Raw genomic sequence first — 21,338 nt, 5'->3', positions numbered from 1 at the left:
CTATACTAACATGCGCGTTACTTACTACAGAGCCCAATGAAAAGATAGCAAGTCTTCATGATCGTATGCCTGTTATTCTTGAATCACATCAATGGGAGTTGTGGCTTGATCATAAAAGTAGCTATAGTGAGCTAAACAGACTCTTTGTCCCTCTCCCAAGTGATAAAATAACATACTATTCTGTGAGTCAATGGGTTAATAGCGTCAAAAATGATGGCATAGAATGTATTACTGAGAATCTAGAGACAGAACCTAGACAAGGGACGCTTTTTTAAACTCAAATCCAAAAAATTATGTGTGTTTGTATTTTCTGATAAATATCTATACGCTATACTGTTTTATTAAACAAACACTTAGCACACAAAGTGCATAGAGAAGCACACAAGGAAAAATTAAATGACATTACTAAAAGAAACGCCTGAGAATATAGAACAGTTGGTAAAGCAAGCTGGTTTAACGAATGACTGGAAAGCGCGTCTTTCAGCACTAGATGAGTTAAAAAAATATGATTGTCCTCAGTCACGAGATGTAATTTTAAGCTTAGCTTTACATGATAGGGTGTACAAAGTTAAAGAAGCGGCTTTTAAAGCTACAAAGGTACTTGGTATACAAAGAAATGGTAAACCCATAGCTCTTGGAAAAAAGAATATTGGCTATAAATTAAAAGATTTTATAAAGGTATTTTTGAAGATAAAGAATGACAGAGGAATGGATAACTTAAATTTAACTATTTTTAAAGAAACTCTAAAAATAGTTAACCCTGAAATGTATGATGTGATGGAGTTTGAGAAGAAGAATAAATTTGATTCATGGATTAAAACATCTTACAATTGTTTACCTAAAAAATAGATAGAAATAAATATATATACGATAAAAAAAGGATAACAAACTATGAACCCATCTAATAAAGAGATGCAACTACGTAAAAACTGTCAACTCTATGCCTATGTACTGGTGTCACAAGATAAAGAGATTCCAGAAGAGATACAAGACAGCATAGACTCTTATGAATACATAATGAACTGTGTAGAAGAACTCTCTGCTGAACTTAAAAGTTTAGATAGCGATACTTTTGATAGAATTGTAAATAACACAGAATTATTAGAGGCACGTGAACTTGCGTACTGGTGGGAGATGCGAGAAGAGGCAGATAGGCTTCATAAATCTTTATCTTCAGATGTATAGATAGCGAATCTTTTTTACTCTCATTTAACCTATTTTTTACAAAATTTAGGTTATCCTCTCATATAAATAATTAATAGGTTTTTAAATATATGAAAGTAGTAACTGGTGTAGTTGGAAATGATATTCATGTTGTTGCAAATAGACTTATAGAACTCTCCCTTGATGCGAGAGGTTTTGAAGTCTTTAACCTTGGTGTAAATACCTATCTTGAAGAGTTTTTTGACGCAGCGGTTGAAACGCAAGCAGACATTCTTCTTATCTCTTCACTTAACGGTGAAGCTGAAGGCTGGGCTAGAGAGGTTAAGTTTTTAAAATCAAAGTATAAGTCTCTTGATAATATTGTAATGATGATAGGTGGAAACTTAGTTGTTGGTACTGCAGCAGCAGAAGATATAGTGCCTCGATATCAAAACTATGGTTTTGATTTGGTGTTTCACCAAGTAGATCTTAACACTGGCCTTGATACCTTAGAAAAATACCTACAAGAAAGAGATGCTTCATGAGTTTACTACAAGAAGAAAGAGAGATTATTCTTAAAAACGAGTTTGTAGAGGCTTTTGACTTTGCTGAAGTTGAAGAGTTTGTAAAAAATGCGGATAAAGAACTTTTTATATCACATCATTTTGCACAAAAGAAAAAAATGCTTGTACAGCCTCGTGGTGGATTCCCAACATATGAAAAACAATTTGCACTCAATGAGTTCTTTGTAAAGGCAAATGTGGATGTACTTCCTCTAACAATTGACTCTAACACAAGACTTAATGACTACGCTACAGCGAAAAAGATGCTTCGATTAAGTGAAGAGAGCGAAAAAGATATGCTAAATGGCTATCCTCTTGTGAATCACGGATATAGAACTACAAGAAAGATGATTACTCACTTCAACAAACCAGTAAGTCTACGTCATGGAACTCCTGATGCACGACTTTTAATTGAAACAGCAATAGCTTCTGGAATATTTGAAATTGAAGGTGGACCGATTACCTACCTTTTACCGTACTCAAAAAATTTTCCACTGGATAAAGCTTTTCTTTACTGGAAATATGTAGAAAAAGTATGTGCGAACTACTCAAAACTAAACTTACCAATAAACAGAGAATCCTTTGGTCCACTTACTGCGACTTTAGTTCCACCATCTATCACTATCGTTATTCAACTCCTTGAGATGCTTCTTTCATTAGAGGAGGGTGTTAAGTCATTCTCTGTTTCATTTTCTCAAACTGGATCAATGAATCAAGACATTGTGATGGGTGCAGTTATCAAAAAAATGGCAAAGCACTATGCAGAAGAAATTAACTGTGGTGATGCTGTCGTAAACCTTGTATATCATCAATGGATGGGTGCATTTCCAACTGATAAGAAGTTTGCCGAACAGCTAATAAGCATGTCGACAGTAATTGCGGCTATGGTCGGAGCTGATAAAATCATTACAAAAACAAGAGAAGAAGCTTCTGGGATTCCAACAAAAGAAGCAAATGCTGAGACTGTTGCAAATACACAATACACCCTTCGAATTTTAAATGGTTTACCTAATGTTGTAGATAAAGAAGAAGAAGAGATACTAACTCTTGAAGTACAAGCTATTATGGAAGCGGTATTTAATGATCCAGCTGACACACTTTGGAGAAAAGTTTTTAACTCTATTAAAAATGGAATTATTGATGTCCCTTTTTCACCTCACATTATCAATCACAATGAAATGATTACAGTAAGAGATGCAAAGAAAAACATAAGAATCATTAAGCGTGGTAATGTACCTATTCCAGATAAATGTTTTGAGTATGAAAAAGCACAATGTGATTTAACAAAGGATAATACCTCAATAGTGAACGATATTATCCACGATATAGGGATTATGCAATGGTAAATAAATTATCTATAGATGTTGGAAGTACCTATTTTAAAGTAGCAACTGGGGCAAGTATAGAGCAACACTTTCGGGATTTCAACAAAGAAATTTTCGATGATTTAAATCACAAATGTGGTGAACTCATTAGTAAGTATAAAAAAGAAGATGTATATATTTGTTCTTCTGCAAATGGTGGGCTTAGTACACTTATCATAGGTATTACCGATTCATTCTCTCTTAAGTATGCTAAGAATATTGCTTTTAATTCTGGTATAAATATTATAGATACTATCATTTATCAAAATATTGAAGAGTATTCTATTCCCAGTGAACAAGTAGATGTAGTTATTGTTGTTGGTGGGATTGATTCAACATCAAATATTTTTGGTAATTCACTATATAGTTATCTAAATAGTTTAAACTACTCAAACATAGTATTTGTAGGGAGTTCACAAGATGCTCCTTCGTTAGAAAAGAATATTAATGACCTAGTCGTTTTACCAAATATTATAGATAACAAGCTTCATATTGTGGAAGAAAGTCTAAAATCATATCTTACAAATTTATATCAATTAGATATTATGGGTAAAGAAGATATTAAATCTCTTTATGACATTACTTCAAATCAAATATATTCTACTCCTTACATAGTAAATAAAACATTGCCTTTGATAGATGCAAATTTTTCTGTAGTTGATCCATTCATTCTTATAGATATTGGTGGAGCTACTACTGATATTCACTATTCAAAAGATTTAGTGGATGAGAATATTGTTACCAATAATGAATATGACAGATTAGTATTTAAAAAACTCGGTGTTTATAAGTCTAAAGAGTCGTTAATCTTCACAGCTAAAAATAATGAGTTTACGTATGAACTTTTAACACACCTAAAGGTTACAGAATATATTTTTGAAGAAACTTCTGAAAAAGCTACAAAAATTTTAATGCAACTCGCTATATTTCTTGTTCTTTGTAAAATGTCACACTATAAACAGACTTACATCAACTTGAAATTATTATCAATAAACTCCATTGTATTGACAGGTGGTATTACAAAAGTATTGTCAGATGATGAAGTTGAAGATATTATTTCATTTTTTTACCAAAAGATACTAAACTCTAAACATAATCCATCTATTGTCATGGATCACAACTATGACATATGGACACTAGGAATCACTAATAAAGGATAAATAATGTCAATCAACAGTATAAGAACTTTAATCGAACGTGCTAATAGAACCCATAGTGAGAAGATAGCTTTAGTTCTTGATAATCGTAGCATTACTTATGGTGAACTATTTACTCACGTTAATCAGATTGCATACTACCTTCAAGAATTGAATCTACCTCAAGGTTCAAGAATTGGAATTTATTCGAACAAATCAATCGAGCAGGTCATTGCCATTCTTGCAATTTTATCTACTGAGTACATTTTAGTACCACTAACAAAACTTCTTAAGAACGAACAAGTTGAATATATTATAAATGACTGTCATATTGAATGTATCATAACAGACAAACTCCTTAGTATAAAAGAGATGGATTTTAGTGGTCATATTATTTCATATGAAACGACGAGTGAGGAAACTCCTTCTTTTACTGAAATATATAAATACTATAACAAGCCCTATGTTTGTGACATAAGTGGTCATTCCAATGCGCTCATAACATACTCTTTTGGTCTAGAAGGATTACCAAAGGGAATTGTAATTTCACATAGAAATCTTATCGATTCCGCTCGTGTAGTTTCCAAATATTTAGAATTACAAGAAGATGATGTTATCTCTGGAATTTTAATATTTAACCTAGACTATGGACTTAACCAAATATTTTCCTCAATGTATAAAAAAGCGACCTTGGCACTTCACCGTTTTATACTCGCAGAAGATTTTTTAAATCATCTCATCAATGATAAAATCACAGTACTCCCTTTAATGCCTATAAATCTAACACAAATATTTGATGAAGATATGCATAGGTTACCAAGTGCGGAACTCTTTACGAATGTCAGAACTATTACATCATCAGGTGGCAATGTTACAAAGAAAATGGTTCAAGATTGTAAAAAGCTTTTTACAAATGCTGCATTTTATTCCATGCATGGACTTACAGAAGCATTTCGTTCAGCATACTTAGACCCCGCTCAAATAGAGATACGACCAGACTCAATAGGAAAAGCAATTCCGGATGTTGAGCTTTATGTTATTAACAAAGACGGGCAAGAATGTAAACCAAGGGAAGTAGGGGAGTTAATTCACCGTGGAGGATACATCTATAGAGGTTTTTGGAATGCACCTGAACAAAATGCCTTAAGATTTAAATCAATCCAAATACTCAAAAATATTATAAACTTAGAAGGACACTTAAGAGATGAAATAGTTGTAGCGACTGGCGATAATGTATATAAAGACGAAGAAGGTTATTTATACTTTGTCTCAAGAAGTGATGATATGATTAAAACAAGAGGTTTTAGAGTCTCGCCATTAGAAATAGAGTTAGTTGTAGAAAAAAATATTCCAAAAATAGATAAGAGCGCAGTTTTTTCTATAGAGAATGAAGCGATAGAAGAGGAAATTGTTATGGTTTATACAGCTAACGCTGAACTTTCAAAAAAAGAAATACTTTTTGAACTCAAAAAGCATTTAGCTTCATATATGATACCAAGTAAAATTATCTATAAAAGATCACTTCCCCTCATGCAAAGTGATAAAACTAGGGTAAACAAAGAAGTGTTAAAAAAAGAACTAGAACTCTAAAATTAACTGCTTTTGATTTGTTATCGGTTTAGATAAAATCTCTTTATCCACTCCAGCAATAAGTGCAAAGTGAAAGCTATTTTGTTTTAGGATGTCAATTATATGGTTTCTATTCTTATAGATAAATACGTTTTCATTTTTTATTCCATCTATTGGAAATGGAATGATATAAATTGATTTTGCCCATGAAGCATTCTTTTGTAAAAAATTTATTTCTAGATCTATTAGTTGAGTATTTGATTCAAATATCAAAACCTTATCACTTGTTCCAAACTCTTTAATCTCAAAATTTTTGTTTGTAAAAACTGCTTCAAAGTGCTCTATGGCTATAAATTTGTTTAATTTATAATTGATCTTTAAACTTTTATAGAGGTGAAGTAACTCTTCAAGATAAGGCATGAAAAACGGTGAAATAGACTGTCTTTCATAAAATATATTGTCATAAATAAAAGAAGTCTCAAATAGTGTTTGTTCTATGATCGTGATAGATTCTACTTCACTTACACCTAGCTTCTGAATATCAGTAAATATATTTTCATCGCTCATTGAAGGGCAAAAAAGTAGGATAGCCTTATCTTCTAAATTTTCTAACTGTTTGTAAATAGACTTTGCATCTCCATATACGGGGATACAATTAGAATCTGTAGAAACTTGCAGAGCTAATTTCAAGATAATTTCATTGCATGAATATACACGAACATTTTTTTCGATGAGTCGAAAGCGTAAAAGTCTTTTAAGTGCATCTTCACAGCTATCTACCTTTATCCAGGCAATTTCTGTATCGCTTATTTGTGTGGGTTGATCAAAAATCACACCATAAGCACCTGCATTTACAGCATCTTCTATCATTTCTTTCTCAAAAGCCACAAAAAGATCACCTCTTTTTACATGCTTAAGATTAAAAACAATATTTTCAAATTTTTTTACAAAGGGGTCGTTTTTTAATTCTCCATTTGTAAGAGCAAGGATATTTTCAATTCTCATCCAATCGGTGTTCCTGCCTTTTTAGGTTTTTCCGGTCTCACTAAACATAAACCATCTTCATCTTTAGCTGCAAGAAGCATACCTTCGGACATCATTCCCATAAGTTTTGCAGGTTTTAAATTTGCTACTACACAAACTTGAGTCCCGATGAGAGATTGGGCAGAATAAAACTCTTTGATTCCAGCAACAACTTGACGGTTACTTCCTTCCCCTAAATCTACTTGGAGTTTTAAAAGTTTTTTACTTTTAGGAACTTCCTCAGCTTCAACTACAACACCAATTTTAAGTGATGTTTCAAAAAATTGACCAATCTCTATAAGATTATCATCTTCTTGTTTTTTAGCATTAAGATCTTCTTTCATTTTATCGTTAGGTTTGTCATCAGGCATAGCTTGTGGAGCTTCTTCCATTAAAGGTTCTTCAACGCGTGGGAAAAGTGGAGGAACTTTTTTTATATTAAATGTTTTTAATAAGTTTTTCCCTAAAACTAGGTCTTTGTAGCTGTCATTATTTATCTCAAAGTTAAGTGCATCTGCAATAATATTTGTAGTTTTAGGCATTACAGGGTGAAGCATGATAGCAGCTTTTGCTAAAATATTTGCTACAAGTGCAACTGTTGCAAGAGCTTCATCCTCTTTACCTTCTTTCATTTTTGCCCATGGCTCATAACCCGTTATTGCGCCATTACCTATAGCAAATAATTTCCAAAGTTCTTCAAGGTAACGGTGTGTTTGCATTTGTTGCATAAATCCATCAAGGTTTCCAAGAGCCTCATTCATTGCATCTAATTCTTTTGAATGGTATTTCTCAACATCTTTAGAATCTATCTCAAACTCAGAATATTTTCCGCTCATACCAATGATACGGTTTAGTAAATTACCAAGATCATTACTCAGCTCAGAATTAATTCTGTCTATAAATGCACGTTGAGAAAAATCTCCATCTTGACCAAAAGGAACTTCTCTAAGCATAAAGTATCTAAGATTCTCTGCACCATAAGCATCAGCAACTATCTTTGGTGCTATAACATTACCTTTAGATTTAGACATCTTTTCACCATCTCTTGTCCACCAACCATGCGCACCAATAGTTTTTGGAAGAGGTAAATCAAGACTCATTAAAAATGCTGGCCAATAGATAGCATGAAAACGAAGAATATCTTTACCAACAAAATGTGTACTTGCTGGCCAATAATCCATATTTGCCTCATCATTACCATAACCAAGTGCTGTTATATAGTTGAGTAGGGCATCTAGCCATACATACATCACATGCTTGTCATCATTTAATGATTCTGGCATTTTAACACCCCAAGTAAACGATGTTCGAGTTACAGAAAGGTCACGTAAACCACCTTTAACAAAGTTAATTACTTCATTTGCACGAGAACGAGGTAGAATAAAATCTGGATTATCTGCATAATGTTTTAAAAGTGCATCTTCATATTTTGAGAGTTTAAAGAAATAACTTTCTTCTTTAATAATGCTAGTAGTTCTTCCGCAATCAGGACAAAACTCGCCATCCTCTAATTGTGTTTCAGGAAAAAACGTTTCACAACTCACACAATAGTGACCTTCATAGAAGTCTTTATATATATCGCCCTTAGCGTACATTACTTCAAAAGCTTTTTGAACGCCTTTTTTATGGTCAGCGTCAGTAGTTCTAATAAATTTATCATAACCTATTTCAAAATCATCCCAAAGATCTTTAAATGTAGCAGAAATCTCATCTGCAAATTCTTGAGTGGGCTTGTTATTTTTTTGAGCTGATTCTTCAATCTTTTGACCATGTTCATCAGTTCCAGTTAAAAAGTATGTATCTTCACCTTTTAGTTTTTCATATCTTGCCATAGTATCTGCGATAAAGGTAGTATAAGCATGACCAATGTGTGCTTCCCCATTAACGTAATAGATAGGTGTTGTTATATATTTGCTCATTTAAAAAAAATCCTTATTTTGTTTAATTGTTAAAATTCGAATCCGCCAGTATCGCCCTTAGACATACTGCCATATACTGACTTTATATAGTTGGTTCTTAACTCACAGTTTAAAAAGTGTTCACAATCGCTACAGCTTTTCATAGCTTTTTGGACTTGACACTCTTGAAGCTTGACTAGCATCTCTTCTAGGTGAAGTTTAAACTTATCTTTAGGTTTAGCTATTTCTTGCATAAACTTCTTTTACTCTTGCTATCTCATAATTTGAACCAAAAAAGCAAATTGCCGTGTCATGAATATGAGCACAACCCAATGTCATTAAGTCTTTTGTGCCATCTACCGCACCACCACCAGATTTTTCATATATAAAGGCAAAAGGGAAAACTTCAAAAAGACGTCTAAGTTTACCTTCTGGTTTATCAGATGTACCAGGATAAGAAAATAAGCCACCACCCTTAAGAAGGATTTGGTGAAGATCTGGAACCATTCCGCCAGAGTATCTTAAACGATAACCCTCAGCAAAGAAACTATCTACCATTTCTTTATGATAAGGAGCCCAGTTTTGTTGTGTTCCACCAGGCGCATTAATCTTACCTTTTTCATTTAGACGAATCTCTTTAACAAACTCAAATTCGCCAGCTTGAAGTAAATAAAGCTTCGTTTTGTTCTCAGCAAAAACCATTTCAACACGAGGACCATAGACAACATAACATGCTGCAACCATATTCTCAGCACCGAAATTGTTTTCATATATACCAAAAATTGATCCAACACTAAGGTTTACATCTACTAAAGAAGAACCATCAAGTGGGTCGTATGCTATAAAATATTTTGCATCTTTTCGAAATACCTCTTCATGCTCTTTTTCTTCACTAGCAATAGTGTTAATAGAAGTAACTCTTGAAAATTCTTCTTCAATAATCATATCACATTGAATATCTAGCTGAAGTTGTGTCTCGCCAGAGCTATTTTCTAGCTGTGAATACCCTATATCTTTTACGTCTATCGCATCTTTAATTCTTATAGCAGTTCTTTGAATTGCGTCAAATACATCTCTCATTTACACTTCCTTTGCATTTTCTAATATCCATGAAATAACTTCATCTGGATTGTTTAAGTCTAAAATATCTACCTCATTTGGTAAGCTATACTCAGATATATTAATACTGTCATCTATTGCTAAAGCATCCATATATGGGAAATAATCACTATCAAGCGAATTTCTAAATATACTAATACGTGGCAATGCTAAACTCTTCAAACCTTCAACAAGTAAAATATCGAAATTATCGAAAAGCCTAATCATCTCGTCTAAATTTTCACTTTTTTTAGAAAAGTATGTAGTCCTTGTGGGCGATGTAACTATAACCTCCGCACCTGTGTTTGCAAACTTATAGCTATCTTTACCTTCAACATCAAATCTAGCTTTATCTGAAGGGTCATGCTTAACTATTGCAACTTTTTTATCGTACTCATTTATGAGTTTTCTAGCAACCTTCAATATCAGTGTTGTTTTTCCACTATTTGATGGTCCAGTAAATGCAACTGCTAATCTTTTTTTCAATTTTTATCTTTGTGTTAAAATTTAATTGATTATACAAAAGAGTCATTAAAAAAATGTTTAATAAGCTATAATTCTTTTTATAATTTTATAGGATGTGATTTGAAAATACTTTTATTGGGCCTAGCTACAACACTTTTTATTTCAGGATGTGCTACAAAAAATGCTTTTAGCAAGCTAAACATGGGAACAGAACAAGAAGTAGCGGTTGAAAATACAAGGTGTGCAAAACTAATAACTGAAGATAGTGTAGGCGGTATATTTTCTGCAGTTTATTTAAACAATATTTACAAAGATATGGATCAAAAAACTCAAAATTTCTATATTTCTACATATATAAAAAAAAGCGATATAGATCTAGATATAAAACTTAACGGCAAAAAACCTCTTACTATAACAAAACTTCCTAGTTTAAATAAGTATTCGCACTTACTAAGCACAAGCAATGAGTGGACGAAAAACTATGAGGTAATATTTATGAAAACTAAAAGTTCAAATATTAACCTTTCGATCGATAGCGGTCAGTTTTCTTCGGGTCTGTTAAAGTATTCAAAAGATTTACAATAGACACTTCTTCACCGAGTATTTTTTTATAGATTACATAATTAGAAAGTACACGCTTACCATATTCTCTACTTTCTCTATTTGACATTAGTTCCATACTTAAAAATGGCTCGTATTTCCCTTTTCTAAATGTTTTTGCCTTGAGATGCTTTCTTAAAAAACCTAATCCTCCATTATAAGCATATGCAGTAAAAAGAGGGTGGTAAAAGGTTTTATTTAACCATTCAAGATGCTTTAGAGCGTATCTAATATTGTAACTTGGTTGAAACATGTCATCATATGATTTTATAGGATTTTTCATTCGTGTGCTTAAATCATCTGTTACAAAAGGCATGATTTGCATCAAACCAAGAGCAAAAGAACGTGAAAGAGCAGCTGGAATAAGATTACTTTCTTGACGCATCAAGGCATACACGAGAGCTTTTTCATCTGTTGTTATTTCACCTAAATACTTATCATAAGGCATAATAAAACTATGCTTTTTAAAACTTGAAGCTTTCTCTAAAATAAAAGACTGAACAGGTGCCATCTCTTTTTGCTTATAAGTCTTCGCAAGTTTTAAAAGATGATCTTTTGGAGTGTTCTGAATCTTTTTCATAATCGCGTCCCACTCAAAAGGATCACATATATTACTATCACATCTTTCATTATTCACGTTAATTGTATGAAAGTAGTGACTAATTTCTGTATCTAAAATATCATGAGCATACTGAGTATAGATGTTTATATCTGTACTTGTAAGTAAGTTTTTAAGATACTTGTTATTTTTAGTAGCTTGATAAATCCAAAAAAGGTTTTTATCTTGATTGATACGCTTTGTTGCTTTTGAACGGGCTTGTTTAAAATGCTTCACAGCTATTTTAGTACTTCCAAAACGTAAATGATTTAAACCAAGTAAAAAATTAGAATCATCATTTACATCATTGGGTTTTACTAGAAGTAAAGACTCTTGAAGTTTATCCAATCTATCATCATTAACTATCTTTTTAATGAGTGCAAATTTCCGCCAGTTACTAGCATTTTTAGAAAACATATGGTGTATAAACTTTTTCGAGAGTTTTAAGTTTAAATTTTCCCGTCTGTGTTTACTAGTCGTACTTACAAACATACTTAAAATAGTATTCGCATTATATTTAATATATGCATTTTCAGTAAATGGTTCAGCCTGAATTCTAACCTGGTCTCTTGAAGCCTGTGTCTCAAGTTTAGCTAAAAGTTTTTCACGCGTTTCATCATCAAGATGCAAGGTTTTAAATGGACTCATTGCCATTTTAAAACAATCTTTTTCATCTATTGAAAGTAAGTCTCTTTCTCTTCGACAGTCTCTTTCTCTTAAAAGTTTTTTGTTTTTAGATTTTTTAAGATATTCTTTTTTTATTTTGTAAATATTTCCTTCAACCAAAGAGTAGGCTTTATCTGCTTCTTTTGCGGTTATATCTTGTCGTAAATATTGCCAAATCATAAAGTTTTTAGATCGACCAGAAGGTTTTGAAGTAATGTCTTGGAATTTTATCTCAGCACTTAGTGTGCACGAGATAAGGGAGAGAAGTAAAAGTTTTTTTATCATTCCTTATCTTATATTGTTTGTGCTAATGAAGAAAAAAGAAACTCAGCCAAAATAACTACTACTTGTAAAGCTACTATAATTATTAGTGGAGCTAAATCTAAGCCATTAAAATTTGTTTTCATTAATTTTCTAACAAAAGAGTAAGCTGGATTTGTTACTCTATAGAGAAACTGTACAACAGGATTGTAAGGGTCTGGATTAACAAAACTCAGTAATGCCGAGATAATGATTACCCAAATATATACTTCAATAATCCCTGTAAACAGAGAACTTAGTTTTAAAATCAGTATGCCTATATCACTCATTTTGCGATCTCCCCTAGATAATTTTTAAGATGTTTATAGATTTCTACTATATCTGGACCATGCTCTGCACCAGTTAAGATTAAACGAAGAGGTATCGAGAAGTTTTTACCACTAAGACCTGATTTGTTTATAATATACTTCTCGAAGTCATCATACTCTTCAAAGTGAGGTGCAGACTTGATAGTTTCTATCAATAGTGCAGATTGCTCTGCAAATTCTTTTGGTATCTCTTTACTAGCAAATATTGGTGCTATTTTTGATTTAAGTTCTTTTGTTGTACTTGCTTCTTCAAGATAAACTCTAGCTAGTTTACCAATTTCCTCATCTGCAAAACCAACATAACGAGAAAGTTCTTTAGCATCAAACAGCTTTAAATGCTCATGGTTAATATGTCTGAGTATATTTATATCAAAAGGAGTAGGGGACTTAGATAAACTATTTAAATCTAACCAATCCGTAGCTTCAGCTAAAGTAAATATCTCTTTAGGAGGCTTACTTCCTATTGATATTAAATAATTTGATATCGCTTCTGGTAAAAAACCTTCTTCTAAAAGCCATTTAACACTTAAAGTATCATCATTAAGAATAGTTGGAAGATGTGCATACTCTATCTTTTTATCATACTTAAGTGCAGCCCTTATATGAGCCTGTTTAGGAGTATTGCTTATTTGGTCTTGAGTACGTATTACAACTGAAATATCATTAAGCATATCATCAACTGCACAAGCGAAGTTGTATGTAGGTGTTTTATCTTGTACCATAATAACAAAACTATCAACATCTGTAGATTTAAATGTTACTTCACCTTGAATATGGTCTTTAATTTTAATATCTTCAATAGGTTGATTTATTCGTATTGTAAAAGGGCTAGTATTATCTATGACAAGTTCTGCAGGAAGGTTTGCACAGGCATCATCATATCTATATACTTTTTTATTGAGTTTAGCTTCTTCACGTTTACCTTCAAGCCATCCAGTAGAACAAAAACAGCTAAAAGCTTTTTTCTCATGCATAAGCTGAAGGGCCATTGCTGTATGAAAGCGTACACTTTCACTTTGATAAATTACTTGAGAGTATTCAATTCCAAATATTCCTAGAATATCCAGAATCTCTTTGTCTTTTCCCTCAATGTTTTTTTCTTTATTAGTATCTTCAATTCGAATGATTAAATCTTCATTTTTTTGTTTGGAAACAATGTAGTTAAAAAGGGCGACTCTTAAGTCACCTATGTGCATATCACTAGTTGGACTAGCTGCAAATCTGAGCATGAAAATTCCTAAATATTATTTTATGGAATTCTATCAAATTTTAGCTAATGAAGTTCTTTTATTTTCCCCTCCAAATAACTTCTCTAAGATGCTATAAGCTCTAATTTGATAAAATACAACTCTTATAATAAAAGGTTTAATAATAATGAGAGAGAGCAAAGATTTTTTACGTACAATAGTTGAAGCGGACTTGAAGTCAGGCAAGAATAAAGATGTTATTACAAGATTTCCACCAGAGCCTAATGGCTTTCCTCACATTGGACATGCTAAGTCTATCGTTATAAATTTTGGTATCGCTCGTGACTATAATGGTCACTGTAACCTAAGAATGGATGATACAAACCCAACCAAAGAAGATACTAAGTATGTTGAAGCTCTTCAAGATGCCGTACAGTGGCTTGGATTTGAGTGGAGTAACAATCTACACTTCACCTCTGATTATTTCCCTGCAATTCACGACTATGCTATTACACTCATCAAAATGGGTAAGGCATATGTTGATAGCCTCACTGAAGAAGAAATACGTGAATACCGTGGTACTGTTAAAGAAGCAGGAAAACGTAGTAAATTTGCAGAACGTAGTGTTGAAGAGAATCTAGAGCTTTTTGAAAAAATGAAAAATGGCCAGTTTAAAGACGGTGAACATATTCTTCGAGCTAAGATTGATATGTCTGCTGCTAATATGAAAATGAGAGATCCTCTTTTATATCGTATTAGACATGCTCATCATTTTAGAACAGGTGATGATTGGTGTATTTATCCAATGTATGACTTTGCTCACTGCTTGTCCGACTATATTGAAGGTATTTCTCACTCTATTTGTACCCTTGAATTTGAAAATAATCGTGATATCTATAACTGGGTATTAGAAGAACTTGAACTTGAGTTACCTCGCCCTTACCAACATGAATTTGCACGTCTAGGTATCAACTATACCGTTATGAGTAAACGAAAGCTTTTAGAATTAGTGCAAGGTGGCCAAGTGAGTGGCTGGGATGATCCTCGTATGCCTACTATTGCTGGATATAAACGAAAAGGTTATACGCCAGAATCTATTTTAAACTTCTGTGATCAAATAGGTATAGCAAAAGCGAACTCAATGGTTGATGTTGCACAACTTGAATTTTGTATAAGAGATGATTTAAATACAAAAGTGCCTCGTGTTATGTGTGTGCTTGATCCACTGAAAGTAACTATCGTAAACTATGAGGGTAGTGAAGAGATTGATGCTTCATACTATCCACATGATGTACCTAAAGAGGGAGAGAGAAAATTACCTTTTTCTCGTGAGATCTATATAGAACGTGATGATTTTATGGAGAACCCTCCTAAAGGTTACTTCCGTCTTACACCAGAACAACCAGTAAGACTTAAACATGCTTATATCATCTCTTGTAAGGAAGTTATTAAAGATGCCAATGGCAATATTACAGAGATCAAAGCAGAGTATCATGCTGACTCTAGAAGTGGCTCAGATACTAGTGGTATCAAGGTAAAGAGTGCTATCCATTGGGTAAGTGCAAAAGAGGCAAAAGTAGTAGAAGTAAGGTTATATGACAGATTGTTTTCAAACGAAGCTCCTGAGGGAGTAGAAGATATAAATCCGGATTCTTTACAAGTCATCAAGAATGCTCTTGTTGAACCTGCTGTCATAGTCTCTAAACCTGATGAGAGATTTCAGTTTGAAAGACAGGGGTATTTTTATGCTGATCCTATTGACTATACAGATGAAAACCCTGTATTTAATAAAATTGTTGGGCTTAAAGACTCTTGGGCTAAAAAAACAAAAACTACCGAGAGTGCGCCTAAACCACAAGCCAAAAAAGTACAGATAGATGGTGAAGTGGCACCTATGAGTGATGTTGAACAAACACTATTTGATGAATATACTGATCTTTCGATAAGTCATGAAATTGCAAATACACTGGCACGGGATAAGAATCTATCTGACTTTTATAAAGAAGCTGTAGGTTACTTTAACATAGTAACTGGAAATGAAAATGAAATTTATGCTCCTACAAGTCTAGCTAATATTGTGGCTAATGAAATAGCTAGAGAATTAAAAGAGAAACAACTAGATGAACTTAAGGTTACTCCAAAACAAGTATCTGAACTTGCTAAAATGATTGATGCAAAAACGATTTCAAATAAAATTGCTAAACAAGTATTTGAAGAGATGGTGAAGTCTGGAGAAAATCCAGCGCAAATAGTTGAAGATAAAGGACTTATGCAAATAAGTGATCCGGCTAAGATTTTACCTATTATTGATGAAATAATTGCAAAGAATCCAGATAACGTGGCTAAGTTTAAAGCAGGTAACACCAAACTATTAGGCTTTTTTGTCGGGCAAGTACTAAAAACTACAGGTGGAAAAGCAAATCCACAAGTGGTAAATAAACTTGTGGCTGAGAAGTTAAAATAATAAACTGATATTTTCAGTTTATACTGAATTTTTTCATTTTAAACTTTAGCACTCGACCGTTATCATCTGCAAAATAAACATTGTTTTTTTCATCAAAACAGATGCCTTCTTGTGCAAATTTAGGAAGCTTCATTTTTTGTAGTGTTTTATTTTTATTGATATCATATTTAATAAGAAGATTTTTTTTATCACTTACCATATAGAGATAACCATCTTTAAAAGTGAGTCCGGCTATATCTTTATAGCCATGCTTATAAACTTGCTTTATTTTTGTTTTATTTTTCTTCAAAGAACCAACTTTAAAAACTACAGATGCTTGATGTGATATATAGAGTTCACCATCTAAAAATGCGATGGCTTCAATACCACTTTTTTTAGACTTTGTAAGAACCTTTTTTTCCTTGAACTCTTTTTTGATCTTTATTTCTTTTTCTACTTTAAGAGAAACTCTATCCATCACTAAAATAGAATTTTTAGCTTCATTTGCAAGATAGAGTTTATCTGTAGCACTAGAGTAGCTTATTCCTTCTAAACCATATTTTCCAATGTATTTTTTTCTTACAAGTTTACCTTTAGGAGTAATTTCATATAACCATCCCTCATCATTTGCGACTAAAAGGGTTTTAGTGCTAGAAATATAACAGATACCAGAAGCTTCTGGTATCTGTGCAATTACTTTTGCATTGAGTAAGGTAGAGAAAAAAAACATGATAATTAGCCAATATTTTAGATTCATAATTAGGTCGTCTTATATCGTAAAAGTTATTTTAGTTGATGACGACTCGATCTTAAATTCAGTCATCTTTGTATAGAAATTATACTCTCCAAATCCAAAAATGAATCTTTATGATAATATTACCAACGAGATTTCTTACGAGGTCTTGGAATTAAGGAAGGAAGTATTAGACCCAAAAGAAGACCAATACCACCAACAATACCACCATAACTAAACCAACGCATTAATAGGTCGTTTTTTTCAGTATCTAGTTTTTCATTTAAATTATTATTTAGCGCTTGAACTTGTTGCAATTTTTCATTTAATGTTGCATTTGTATTTTTTAACTCACGAACTTGAGCACTATGAGATTTTAAGTTATCTTCTAGTCTTGCTATATCTTTATTTGCTTTATCTTCAGCCGTATGCAATTGCGTCCCTAATTTTGTAAATTGAATTTCAAGTTTTGCTAAACGCTCTTTTAAACTTGGCTGTATAGAAATATATTTTGAATTAATCCAACCGTCACGACCCTTCGAATCTTTTATTTGAGTAAAACCAGCATTTTTATTTGTTTGAATAACCTTAATTTGTTTACCAGAGTTAACACTCCCTATAATTTTATATTTAGTGCCAGGGCCTGAATGAATATAAGTATATAGATCATCTGAAATATAACGAGTTGCAGCGCTAGCTGATGAAGTTATAGATAATATAACTAATAGTAAAAGAGTTGTTTTTCGCATCATTTAATGTGTCCTTTCTATAAAAATTTAATAATACCATAATCTTGCTACTTTACTGCTCGTAGTGGTAAGAGTTGACACAGTACAAAGTAAATGTTATGATTCAGCGAGTGGCTCAGAAATGATGAAGTGTTTAGCTAAAGAAAGAAGATAAAAAAGGGTTGGTGTAAATAATGGGAAGTATAGAAGAACTTGATCCAAGGTCTATTGAAGAAAAGAAACAAAGTAAGATGAGATCTGCGCGTGGGGACGCTGAAAAGTATGGTCTTGAATCTCTATTAGAAGAAGAATTAGCGAAAGACACTAATAACTTAGAACATTTTTTTCTTCATGTTAAATATGAAAAGCTAAAAAAAGATTCTAAAGTAGATAAACTAATTTACCTATATGTCGGTATAGTTGTAGGAATTATTTTATCTCTTTTGATTGTAGTCTTCTTTTCATAAATGAGCTGTAAAGTATCGTGCTAAAAGTATAAAAGGAAAGAAAGATGGGACAAGCAAAAGCAAGAAAAATAGAAATTCAAGAGTTGAAAAAAGATGGAAATAAAATTAGTGATGAAATCAAAAAATTTCTAGAAATGAGTGAAACAGGCAAAGCTAATGATTATAGTAATTTAAGTGATGAAGTGTTTTACTCAATGATAATGCTTACCGCAGGTAAAATTGGAAAAACAAAAATTACACCAAGACAAACAGAAAATGCTTTCATAAATGAATATTGTGAAATACATAAATGCTCAACTCAAGATGCTATAAATAAGTTAAAAATTATAACTGATTTACCAATTGAAAAACTTAAAAAACTTTTTTCAAGTAATACAGAATGTGCTTTTGATAAACTCAATATTGCAGAACCCGGAAACCCCGAAGAATACTTAAAAGTATAAGTCATACAAATACTAGAATTTAATAAATTATTTTAAGGAAAATAAAATGACAGAAGAGGAACAATATAAAGCAGGGCAAGTAATGCTAATTATGGAAGAAATGCAAGACCATGTGTTAGAGCGAATACATTTAAATATATTTGATAAGGAGGCATTAGTCCATTATGCTAATCAAATTAATGAAGCTCTACTTCGCTCAGGCGTTTCTCCTAGTCCAGATGTGATTAAACAAATGGTTGATGATTTTTATACTGCTGTTGAAAAAAAGAAAAATAATGGAGAATTCTAAGAGAAAAAAGGTGTGAAATTTGGAATGTTCATACTATATTACTTTAGAAGAGATCGTCTATCCCTCTAAAAGGCTTAGACAAAGGAGTTCTTTGTACTTCTTTGTCTTCTTTCTCCTGTAGTATTTCTTGTAGTAGTTCCTTAGTAATACCTATTTGATCAGCAGAGTTTTGCAGTAGAATATCTTCTCCATCTTCTAATATATCTTCATTTAATATCATTTTTATGTTATCAGTAATTTCTTTATGTAATCGTCTGATTGCTTTTTTATCTATTGGTTTCTCATCTATCATTTATTATCCTTCCACACTTTTAATTTCTTCATTATCTTGATCTAGTTCTTATTTTAATTTTTTTGAGAGTAGGGAGGTATTGATTGAAGTGGTGACCCCGAGGAGAATTGAACTCCTGTGACATGGATGAAAACCATGGATCCTAACCGCTAGACGACGGGGCCACTTTGTAATTTTTTATACAGTTTCTTTAACTGAGCCGAAATTATATAGACTTATTCCTTAATAAATCATAAAACGGCTCGAGTTTTATCATTTTCTATTAAAAGAAATCTCTTAAAGCTCTAATTATGATTGCATTTTTAGAAATACTCTCTGCTTTAGCACCTTCATTTACAGTCTCATATAAGTCTAAAGGAAGAGAGATTGAGAAAGTTTTAGTTTCTACTTTCTTTTTCTTTGTAATCATTGCAGTTACACTTACTAGAAGTTCAATAATCTTTTTAGTATCAATTGGTTTTTGAATAAAGCTATTTACACCAACTTCAATAGATTCAGATATTTTTTCTATATCGTTACTTGCTGAGATAACAATGATAATCTGAGTAGGGTTGATAGCTCTGATTTGACGAGAAAGCTCTATACCATCCATACCTGCCATTATAATATCAACAAAAACCACATCAGGCTTTGTTTTATTGTACATCTCAAGTGCATCTTTACCGTTAAAGCATGAACCTACGTCTGAAAAGAAGTTTTTAAAAGTTGAGCTTAAGAGCTCATTCGCTACTTTCTCATCTTCAACAATCATTGCTGTTAATTTTTTTGTTTGTGTTGTTAATTGTACTAAATCTACATTTTGCATAGTATATCCCTAATATTTTATTTCGTTAAAGAAATTATAGCTAAATATAGGAAATAAAGTAACATTTATAAACTGTGAAAAAATCACAATCTCTTGAAAGTACTAAAAATAGGTAGTTTAGCTGATTAAAAAAGATGTTAATTAATATTTTAATTTTTATATGTTAATAGTCAGTTTAAATCTTTTTTAAATTTTTCTAACCATTGTGTATCAGATTCTTTAGCATCTTCTTTTTGAAGTAAAAGAGAATCAATTATACTAAGCAGTGTTTTCTCATCCATAAATTCAAGTAAGTTAGGATTTATTTGTGTTTGGTGGATTCCATCGTAAGTATTTAATAATTGCTGTATATCGCTAATGAGTTTATTCTTTCTTGTATCCATAAAGTCTTTACCTTGTATTGACGTATGTCTTAGTATTGGTTAACATAATGTAAATTCTATTGAAAAATAAAAGGCAGGGTTTCCCTACCTTTTAGATGAGATTATGCGAATAAGTCACTTGCCTCTGGATTCTTTTCTTGATATTTAACAATATAAGAACACTCAGCTACAGCTTTTTTACTTGCTTTTTTTATCTCTTGAAGTACATCCTCTAAAAGCATTTTAGCAAGGCCCTTTCCAGCCAGTTCTTTAGGTACTATTGTATGTGTTAAGTGCATGTTTCCATTTTGATCATCATAAGTGATATAGGCTACATAGCTATCAATATGGTATTCGTATTTACATTCGTCTGCGTTGTGTATTAGTGTGTAAGACATTAAATCTTCCTTTTATTTTTGAGTATTCTATCATTTTTTCATTTAGTATTGATTTAGATATTGATTGAAGGTAGCTATTGAATAGCTAAAATTTATTTACTAGCATCATTACTCTTATTTGCACACTTCTTTTTAGTACTTAATCCCCCTACTTTATGCCTTTGATAATTATCTCTAAAATATATATATTTAAGATAATATTGCATATAATTTAAAGTACTACTAATCAATAGTACGAGAAGACGAAGAGGAGTTTCTTATGTGTAATATTCATCCTAAGCTCACTCAAAGTATGATTGAGCACACTCCAAGAGCAATGATTGCTATGAATGAACGACCCCGACCCAAGGGTACGGAGTATCACTTACGTTTGAGCTTATAAGTCAAATAACAACTGACTAGTATGCACCTTTGTATATTTCTTTCCTTGGTCTTTCAC

General features: G+C 32.1%; 26 protein-coding genes and 1 tRNA gene. 12 read left to right on the top strand and 15 right to left on the bottom strand.

Annotation, left to right across the window (positions count from 1 at the left end; genetic code table 11):
- The 7 genes from ACI9TV_RS12385 to ACI9TV_RS12355 all read left to right on the top strand — a co-directional run.
- Window positions 1–275: SOS response-associated peptidase family protein (locus tag ACI9TV_RS12385; protein WP_415251122.1), on the top strand; the 275-nt coding region annotated here is incomplete at its 5' end.
- 121 nt (window positions 276–396) lie between these two features.
- Window positions 397–849, top strand: coding sequence for a HEAT repeat domain-containing protein (locus ACI9TV_RS12380; protein WP_415251121.1), 453 nt, complete (start codon window positions 397–399; stop codon window positions 847–849).
- A 42-nt stretch (window positions 850–891) separates the two neighbouring features.
- Window positions 892–1,185 (top strand): hypothetical protein, encoded by a 294-nt coding sequence (locus ACI9TV_RS12375; protein WP_415251120.1) that lies wholly within the window; start codon window positions 892–894, stop codon window positions 1,183–1,185.
- Window positions 1,186–1,274: 89 nt separating this feature from the next.
- Entirely contained in the window at window positions 1,275–1,688 is a 414-nt protein-coding gene (glmS, locus tag ACI9TV_RS12370) for a methylaspartate mutase subunit S (RefSeq protein ID WP_415251119.1), read from the top strand.
- Window positions 1,685–3,052: a methylaspartate mutase gene (locus tag ACI9TV_RS12365; protein ID WP_415251118.1), complete on the top strand. Its 1,368-nt coding sequence runs from the start codon at window positions 1,685–1,687 to the stop codon at window positions 3,050–3,052. Before glmS ends, ACI9TV_RS12365 begins: the two co-directional genes overlap by 4 nt.
- On the top strand, window positions 3,046–4,230 hold the full coding sequence (locus ACI9TV_RS12360; RefSeq protein WP_415251117.1) for a glutamate mutase L: 1,185 nt from the start codon (window positions 3,046–3,048) through the stop codon (window positions 4,228–4,230). Before ACI9TV_RS12365 ends, ACI9TV_RS12360 begins: the two co-directional genes overlap by 7 nt.
- Before the next feature lie 3 nt (window positions 4,231–4,233).
- Window positions 4,234–5,796 carry an AMP-binding protein gene (locus ACI9TV_RS12355; protein WP_415251116.1) on the top strand — a complete coding sequence of 521 codons (1,563 nt, stop codon included), beginning with the start codon at window positions 4,234–4,236 and terminating at the stop codon, window positions 5,794–5,796.
- On the opposite strand, the gene ACI9TV_RS12350 is transcribed toward ACI9TV_RS12355, so the two are convergent.
- Genes ACI9TV_RS12350 through mobB form a run of 5 tightly spaced genes read right to left on the bottom strand, consistent with a single transcriptional unit; the run spans window position 5,785 to window position 10,280 of the window.
- Window positions 5,785–6,780, bottom strand: coding sequence for a hypothetical protein (locus ACI9TV_RS12350; RefSeq protein WP_415251115.1), 996 nt, complete (start codon window positions 6,778–6,780; stop codon window positions 5,785–5,787). The two genes, ACI9TV_RS12355 and ACI9TV_RS12350, sit on opposite strands and share 12 nt — an antisense overlap.
- The gene (gene metG, locus ACI9TV_RS12345) at window positions 6,777–8,717 is read right to left on the bottom strand and encodes a methionine--tRNA ligase (RefSeq protein ID WP_415251114.1); all 1,941 of its coding nucleotides are present in this window, start codon (window positions 8,715–8,717) and stop codon (window positions 6,777–6,779) included. The genes ACI9TV_RS12350 and metG overlap by 4 nt, the downstream gene beginning before the upstream one ends.
- Before the next feature lie 29 nt (window positions 8,718–8,746).
- Window positions 8,747–8,950 carry a hypothetical protein gene (locus ACI9TV_RS12340; RefSeq protein WP_415251113.1) on the bottom strand — a complete coding sequence of 68 codons (204 nt, stop codon included), beginning with the start codon at window positions 8,948–8,950 and terminating at the stop codon, window positions 8,747–8,749.
- Window positions 8,934–9,776 carry a class 1 fructose-bisphosphatase gene (locus ACI9TV_RS12335; protein ID WP_415251112.1) on the bottom strand — a complete coding sequence of 281 codons (843 nt, stop codon included), beginning with the start codon at window positions 9,774–9,776 and terminating at the stop codon, window positions 8,934–8,936. The genes ACI9TV_RS12340 and ACI9TV_RS12335 overlap by 17 nt, the downstream gene beginning before the upstream one ends.
- On the bottom strand, window positions 9,777–10,280 hold the full coding sequence (mobB, locus tag ACI9TV_RS12330) for a molybdopterin-guanine dinucleotide biosynthesis protein B (protein WP_415251111.1): 504 nt from the start codon (window positions 10,278–10,280) through the stop codon (window positions 9,777–9,779). It lies immediately after the preceding gene.
- 99 nt (window positions 10,281–10,379) lie between these two features.
- Between mobB and ACI9TV_RS12325 the strand changes: the two genes are divergently transcribed.
- Entirely contained in the window at window positions 10,380–10,844 is a 465-nt protein-coding gene (locus tag ACI9TV_RS12325) for a hypothetical protein (protein WP_415251110.1), read from the top strand.
- Here the strand turns inward: ACI9TV_RS12325 and ACI9TV_RS12320 are convergent.
- The 3 genes from ACI9TV_RS12320 to gltX are packed head-to-tail and all read right to left on the bottom strand — an operon-like array spanning window position 10,777 to window position 13,981.
- Complete coding sequence (locus ACI9TV_RS12320) at window positions 10,777–12,408, bottom strand: lytic transglycosylase domain-containing protein (RefSeq protein ID WP_415251109.1); 1,632 nt, start codon at window positions 12,406–12,408, stop codon at window positions 10,777–10,779. The two genes, ACI9TV_RS12325 and ACI9TV_RS12320, sit on opposite strands and share 68 nt — an antisense overlap.
- 8 nt (window positions 12,409–12,416) lie before the next feature.
- Window positions 12,417–12,713 carry a YggT family protein gene (locus tag ACI9TV_RS12315; RefSeq protein WP_415251108.1) on the bottom strand — a complete coding sequence of 99 codons (297 nt, stop codon included), beginning with the start codon at window positions 12,711–12,713 and terminating at the stop codon, window positions 12,417–12,419.
- Window positions 12,710–13,981 (bottom strand): glutamate--tRNA ligase, encoded by a 1,272-nt coding sequence (gene gltX / locus ACI9TV_RS12310; protein WP_415251107.1) that lies wholly within the window; start codon window positions 13,979–13,981, stop codon window positions 12,710–12,712. Before gltX ends, ACI9TV_RS12315 begins: the two co-directional genes overlap by 4 nt.
- A 145-nt stretch (window positions 13,982–14,126) precedes the next feature.
- Here gltX and ACI9TV_RS12305 point away from each other — a divergent pair, with 145 nt between their 5' ends.
- Window positions 14,127–16,403 (top strand): glutamine--tRNA ligase/YqeY domain fusion protein, encoded by a 2,277-nt coding sequence (locus tag ACI9TV_RS12305; RefSeq protein WP_415251106.1) that lies wholly within the window; start codon window positions 14,127–14,129, stop codon window positions 16,401–16,403.
- Between the two features lie 13 nt (window positions 16,404–16,416).
- Here the strand turns inward: ACI9TV_RS12305 and ACI9TV_RS12300 are convergent, their stop codons facing one another.
- The gene (locus ACI9TV_RS12300; RefSeq protein WP_415251105.1) at window positions 16,417–17,139 is read right to left on the bottom strand and encodes an SdiA-regulated domain-containing protein; all 723 of its coding nucleotides are present in this window, start codon (window positions 17,137–17,139) and stop codon (window positions 16,417–16,419) included.
- Window positions 17,140–17,258: 119 nt separating this feature from the next.
- Entirely contained in the window at window positions 17,259–17,867 is a 609-nt protein-coding gene (locus ACI9TV_RS12295) for a TIGR04211 family SH3 domain-containing protein (RefSeq protein ID WP_415251104.1), read from the bottom strand.
- Window positions 17,868–18,037: 170 nt separating this feature from the next.
- Between ACI9TV_RS12295 and ACI9TV_RS12290 the strand changes: the two genes are divergently transcribed.
- Genes ACI9TV_RS12290 through ACI9TV_RS12280 form a run of 3 tightly spaced genes read left to right on the top strand, consistent with a single transcriptional unit; the run spans window position 18,038 to window position 19,042 of the window.
- The gene (locus tag ACI9TV_RS12290) at window positions 18,038–18,310 is read left to right on the top strand and encodes a hypothetical protein (RefSeq protein ID WP_415251103.1); all 273 of its coding nucleotides are present in this window, start codon (window positions 18,038–18,040) and stop codon (window positions 18,308–18,310) included.
- 44 nt (window positions 18,311–18,354) lie between these two features.
- Window positions 18,355–18,753, top strand: a complete 399-nt coding sequence (locus ACI9TV_RS12285) for a hypothetical protein (protein ID WP_415251102.1) — start codon at window positions 18,355–18,357, stop codon at window positions 18,751–18,753.
- A gap of 46 nt (window positions 18,754–18,799) precedes the next feature.
- On the top strand, window positions 18,800–19,042 hold the full coding sequence (locus tag ACI9TV_RS12280; RefSeq protein WP_415251101.1) for a hypothetical protein: 243 nt from the start codon (window positions 18,800–18,802) through the stop codon (window positions 19,040–19,042).
- Between the two features lie 43 nt (window positions 19,043–19,085).
- Here ACI9TV_RS12280 and ACI9TV_RS12275 read toward each other — a convergent pair whose 3' ends face one another.
- The 5 genes from ACI9TV_RS12275 to ACI9TV_RS12255 form a co-directional block, all read right to left on the bottom strand.
- Window positions 19,086–19,334 (bottom strand): hypothetical protein, encoded by a 249-nt coding sequence (locus tag ACI9TV_RS12275; protein WP_415251100.1) that lies wholly within the window; start codon window positions 19,332–19,334, stop codon window positions 19,086–19,088.
- Window positions 19,335–19,423: 89 nt separating this feature from the next.
- A tRNA-Glu gene (locus ACI9TV_RS12270) sits at window positions 19,424–19,498 on the bottom strand.
- 98 nt (window positions 19,499–19,596) lie between these two features.
- The gene (locus ACI9TV_RS12265; RefSeq protein WP_415251099.1) at window positions 19,597–20,139 is read right to left on the bottom strand and encodes a response regulator transcription factor; all 543 of its coding nucleotides are present in this window, start codon (window positions 20,137–20,139) and stop codon (window positions 19,597–19,599) included.
- A gap of 170 nt (window positions 20,140–20,309) precedes the next feature.
- Window positions 20,310–20,522 carry a hypothetical protein gene (locus ACI9TV_RS12260; RefSeq protein ID WP_415251098.1) on the bottom strand — a complete coding sequence of 71 codons (213 nt, stop codon included), beginning with the start codon at window positions 20,520–20,522 and terminating at the stop codon, window positions 20,310–20,312.
- 101 nt (window positions 20,523–20,623) lie between these two features.
- Window positions 20,624–20,899, bottom strand: coding sequence for a GNAT family N-acetyltransferase (locus ACI9TV_RS12255; protein ID WP_415251097.1), 276 nt, complete (start codon window positions 20,897–20,899; stop codon window positions 20,624–20,626).
- Between the last annotated feature and the right edge of the window lie 439 nt (window positions 20,900–21,338).

Origin of the sequence: Sulfurimonas sp., assembly GCF_047622445.1 — a bacterium.
Lineage (GTDB): Bacteria > Campylobacterota > Campylobacteria > Campylobacterales > Sulfurimonadaceae > Sulfurimonas.
The sequence above is the reverse complement of the archived record's forward strand: the minus strand, read 5'-3'. Positions and strand labels throughout refer to the sequence as shown.

Bases quoted from the DNA above. Each gene is read 5' to 3' on its own strand.
- ACI9TV_RS12380 (WP_415251121.1), top strand. From the start codon at position 397: ATGACATTACTAAAAGAAACGCCTGAGAATATAGAACAGTTGGTAAAG.
- ACI9TV_RS12375 (WP_415251120.1), top strand. From the start codon at position 892: ATGAACCCATCTAATAAAGAGATGCAACTACGTAAAAACTGTCAACTC.
- glmS (WP_415251119.1), top strand. From the start codon at position 1,275: ATGAAAGTAGTAACTGGTGTAGTTGGAAATGATATTCATGTTGTTGCA.
- ACI9TV_RS12365 (WP_415251118.1), top strand. From the start codon at position 1,685: ATGAGTTTACTACAAGAAGAAAGAGAGATTATTCTTAAAAACGAGTTT.
- ACI9TV_RS12360 (WP_415251117.1), top strand. From the start codon at position 3,046: ATGGTAAATAAATTATCTATAGATGTTGGAAGTACCTATTTTAAAGTA.
- ACI9TV_RS12355 (WP_415251116.1), top strand. From the start codon at position 4,234: ATGTCAATCAACAGTATAAGAACTTTAATCGAACGTGCTAATAGAACC.
- ACI9TV_RS12350 (WP_415251115.1), bottom strand. From the start codon at position 6,780: ATGAGAATTGAAAATATCCTTGCTCTTACAAATGGAGAATTAAAAAAC.
- metG (WP_415251114.1), bottom strand. From the start codon at position 8,717: ATGAGCAAATATATAACAACACCTATCTATTACGTTAATGGGGAAGCA.
- ACI9TV_RS12340 (WP_415251113.1), bottom strand. From the start codon at position 8,950: ATGCAAGAAATAGCTAAACCTAAAGATAAGTTTAAACTTCACCTAGAA.
- ACI9TV_RS12335 (WP_415251112.1), bottom strand. From the start codon at position 9,776: ATGAGAGATGTATTTGACGCAATTCAAAGAACTGCTATAAGAATTAAA.
- ACI9TV_RS12320 (WP_415251109.1), bottom strand. From the start codon at position 12,408: ATGATAAAAAAACTTTTACTTCTCTCCCTTATCTCGTGCACACTAAGT.
- ACI9TV_RS12315 (WP_415251108.1), bottom strand. From the start codon at position 12,713: ATGAGTGATATAGGCATACTGATTTTAAAACTAAGTTCTCTGTTTACA.
- gltX (WP_415251107.1), bottom strand. From the start codon at position 13,981: ATGCTCAGATTTGCAGCTAGTCCAACTAGTGATATGCACATAGGTGAC.
- ACI9TV_RS12305 (WP_415251106.1), top strand. From the start codon at position 14,127: ATGAGAGAGAGCAAAGATTTTTTACGTACAATAGTTGAAGCGGACTTG.
- ACI9TV_RS12300 (WP_415251105.1), bottom strand. From the start codon at position 17,139: ATGAATCTAAAATATTGGCTAATTATCATGTTTTTTTTCTCTACCTTA.
- ACI9TV_RS12295 (WP_415251104.1), bottom strand. From the start codon at position 17,867: ATGATGCGAAAAACAACTCTTTTACTATTAGTTATATTATCTATAACT.
- ACI9TV_RS12290 (WP_415251103.1), top strand. From the start codon at position 18,038: ATGGGAAGTATAGAAGAACTTGATCCAAGGTCTATTGAAGAAAAGAAA.
- ACI9TV_RS12285 (WP_415251102.1), top strand. From the start codon at position 18,355: ATGGGACAAGCAAAAGCAAGAAAAATAGAAATTCAAGAGTTGAAAAAA.
- ACI9TV_RS12280 (WP_415251101.1), top strand. From the start codon at position 18,800: ATGACAGAAGAGGAACAATATAAAGCAGGGCAAGTAATGCTAATTATG.
- ACI9TV_RS12275 (WP_415251100.1), bottom strand. From the start codon at position 19,334: ATGATAGATGAGAAACCAATAGATAAAAAAGCAATCAGACGATTACAT.
- ACI9TV_RS12265 (WP_415251099.1), bottom strand. From the start codon at position 20,139: ATGCAAAATGTAGATTTAGTACAATTAACAACACAAACAAAAAAATTA.
- ACI9TV_RS12260 (WP_415251098.1), bottom strand. From the start codon at position 20,522: ATGGATACAAGAAAGAATAAACTCATTAGCGATATACAGCAATTATTA.
- ACI9TV_RS12255 (WP_415251097.1), bottom strand. From the start codon at position 20,899: ATGTCTTACACACTAATACACAACGCAGACGAATGTAAATACGAATAC.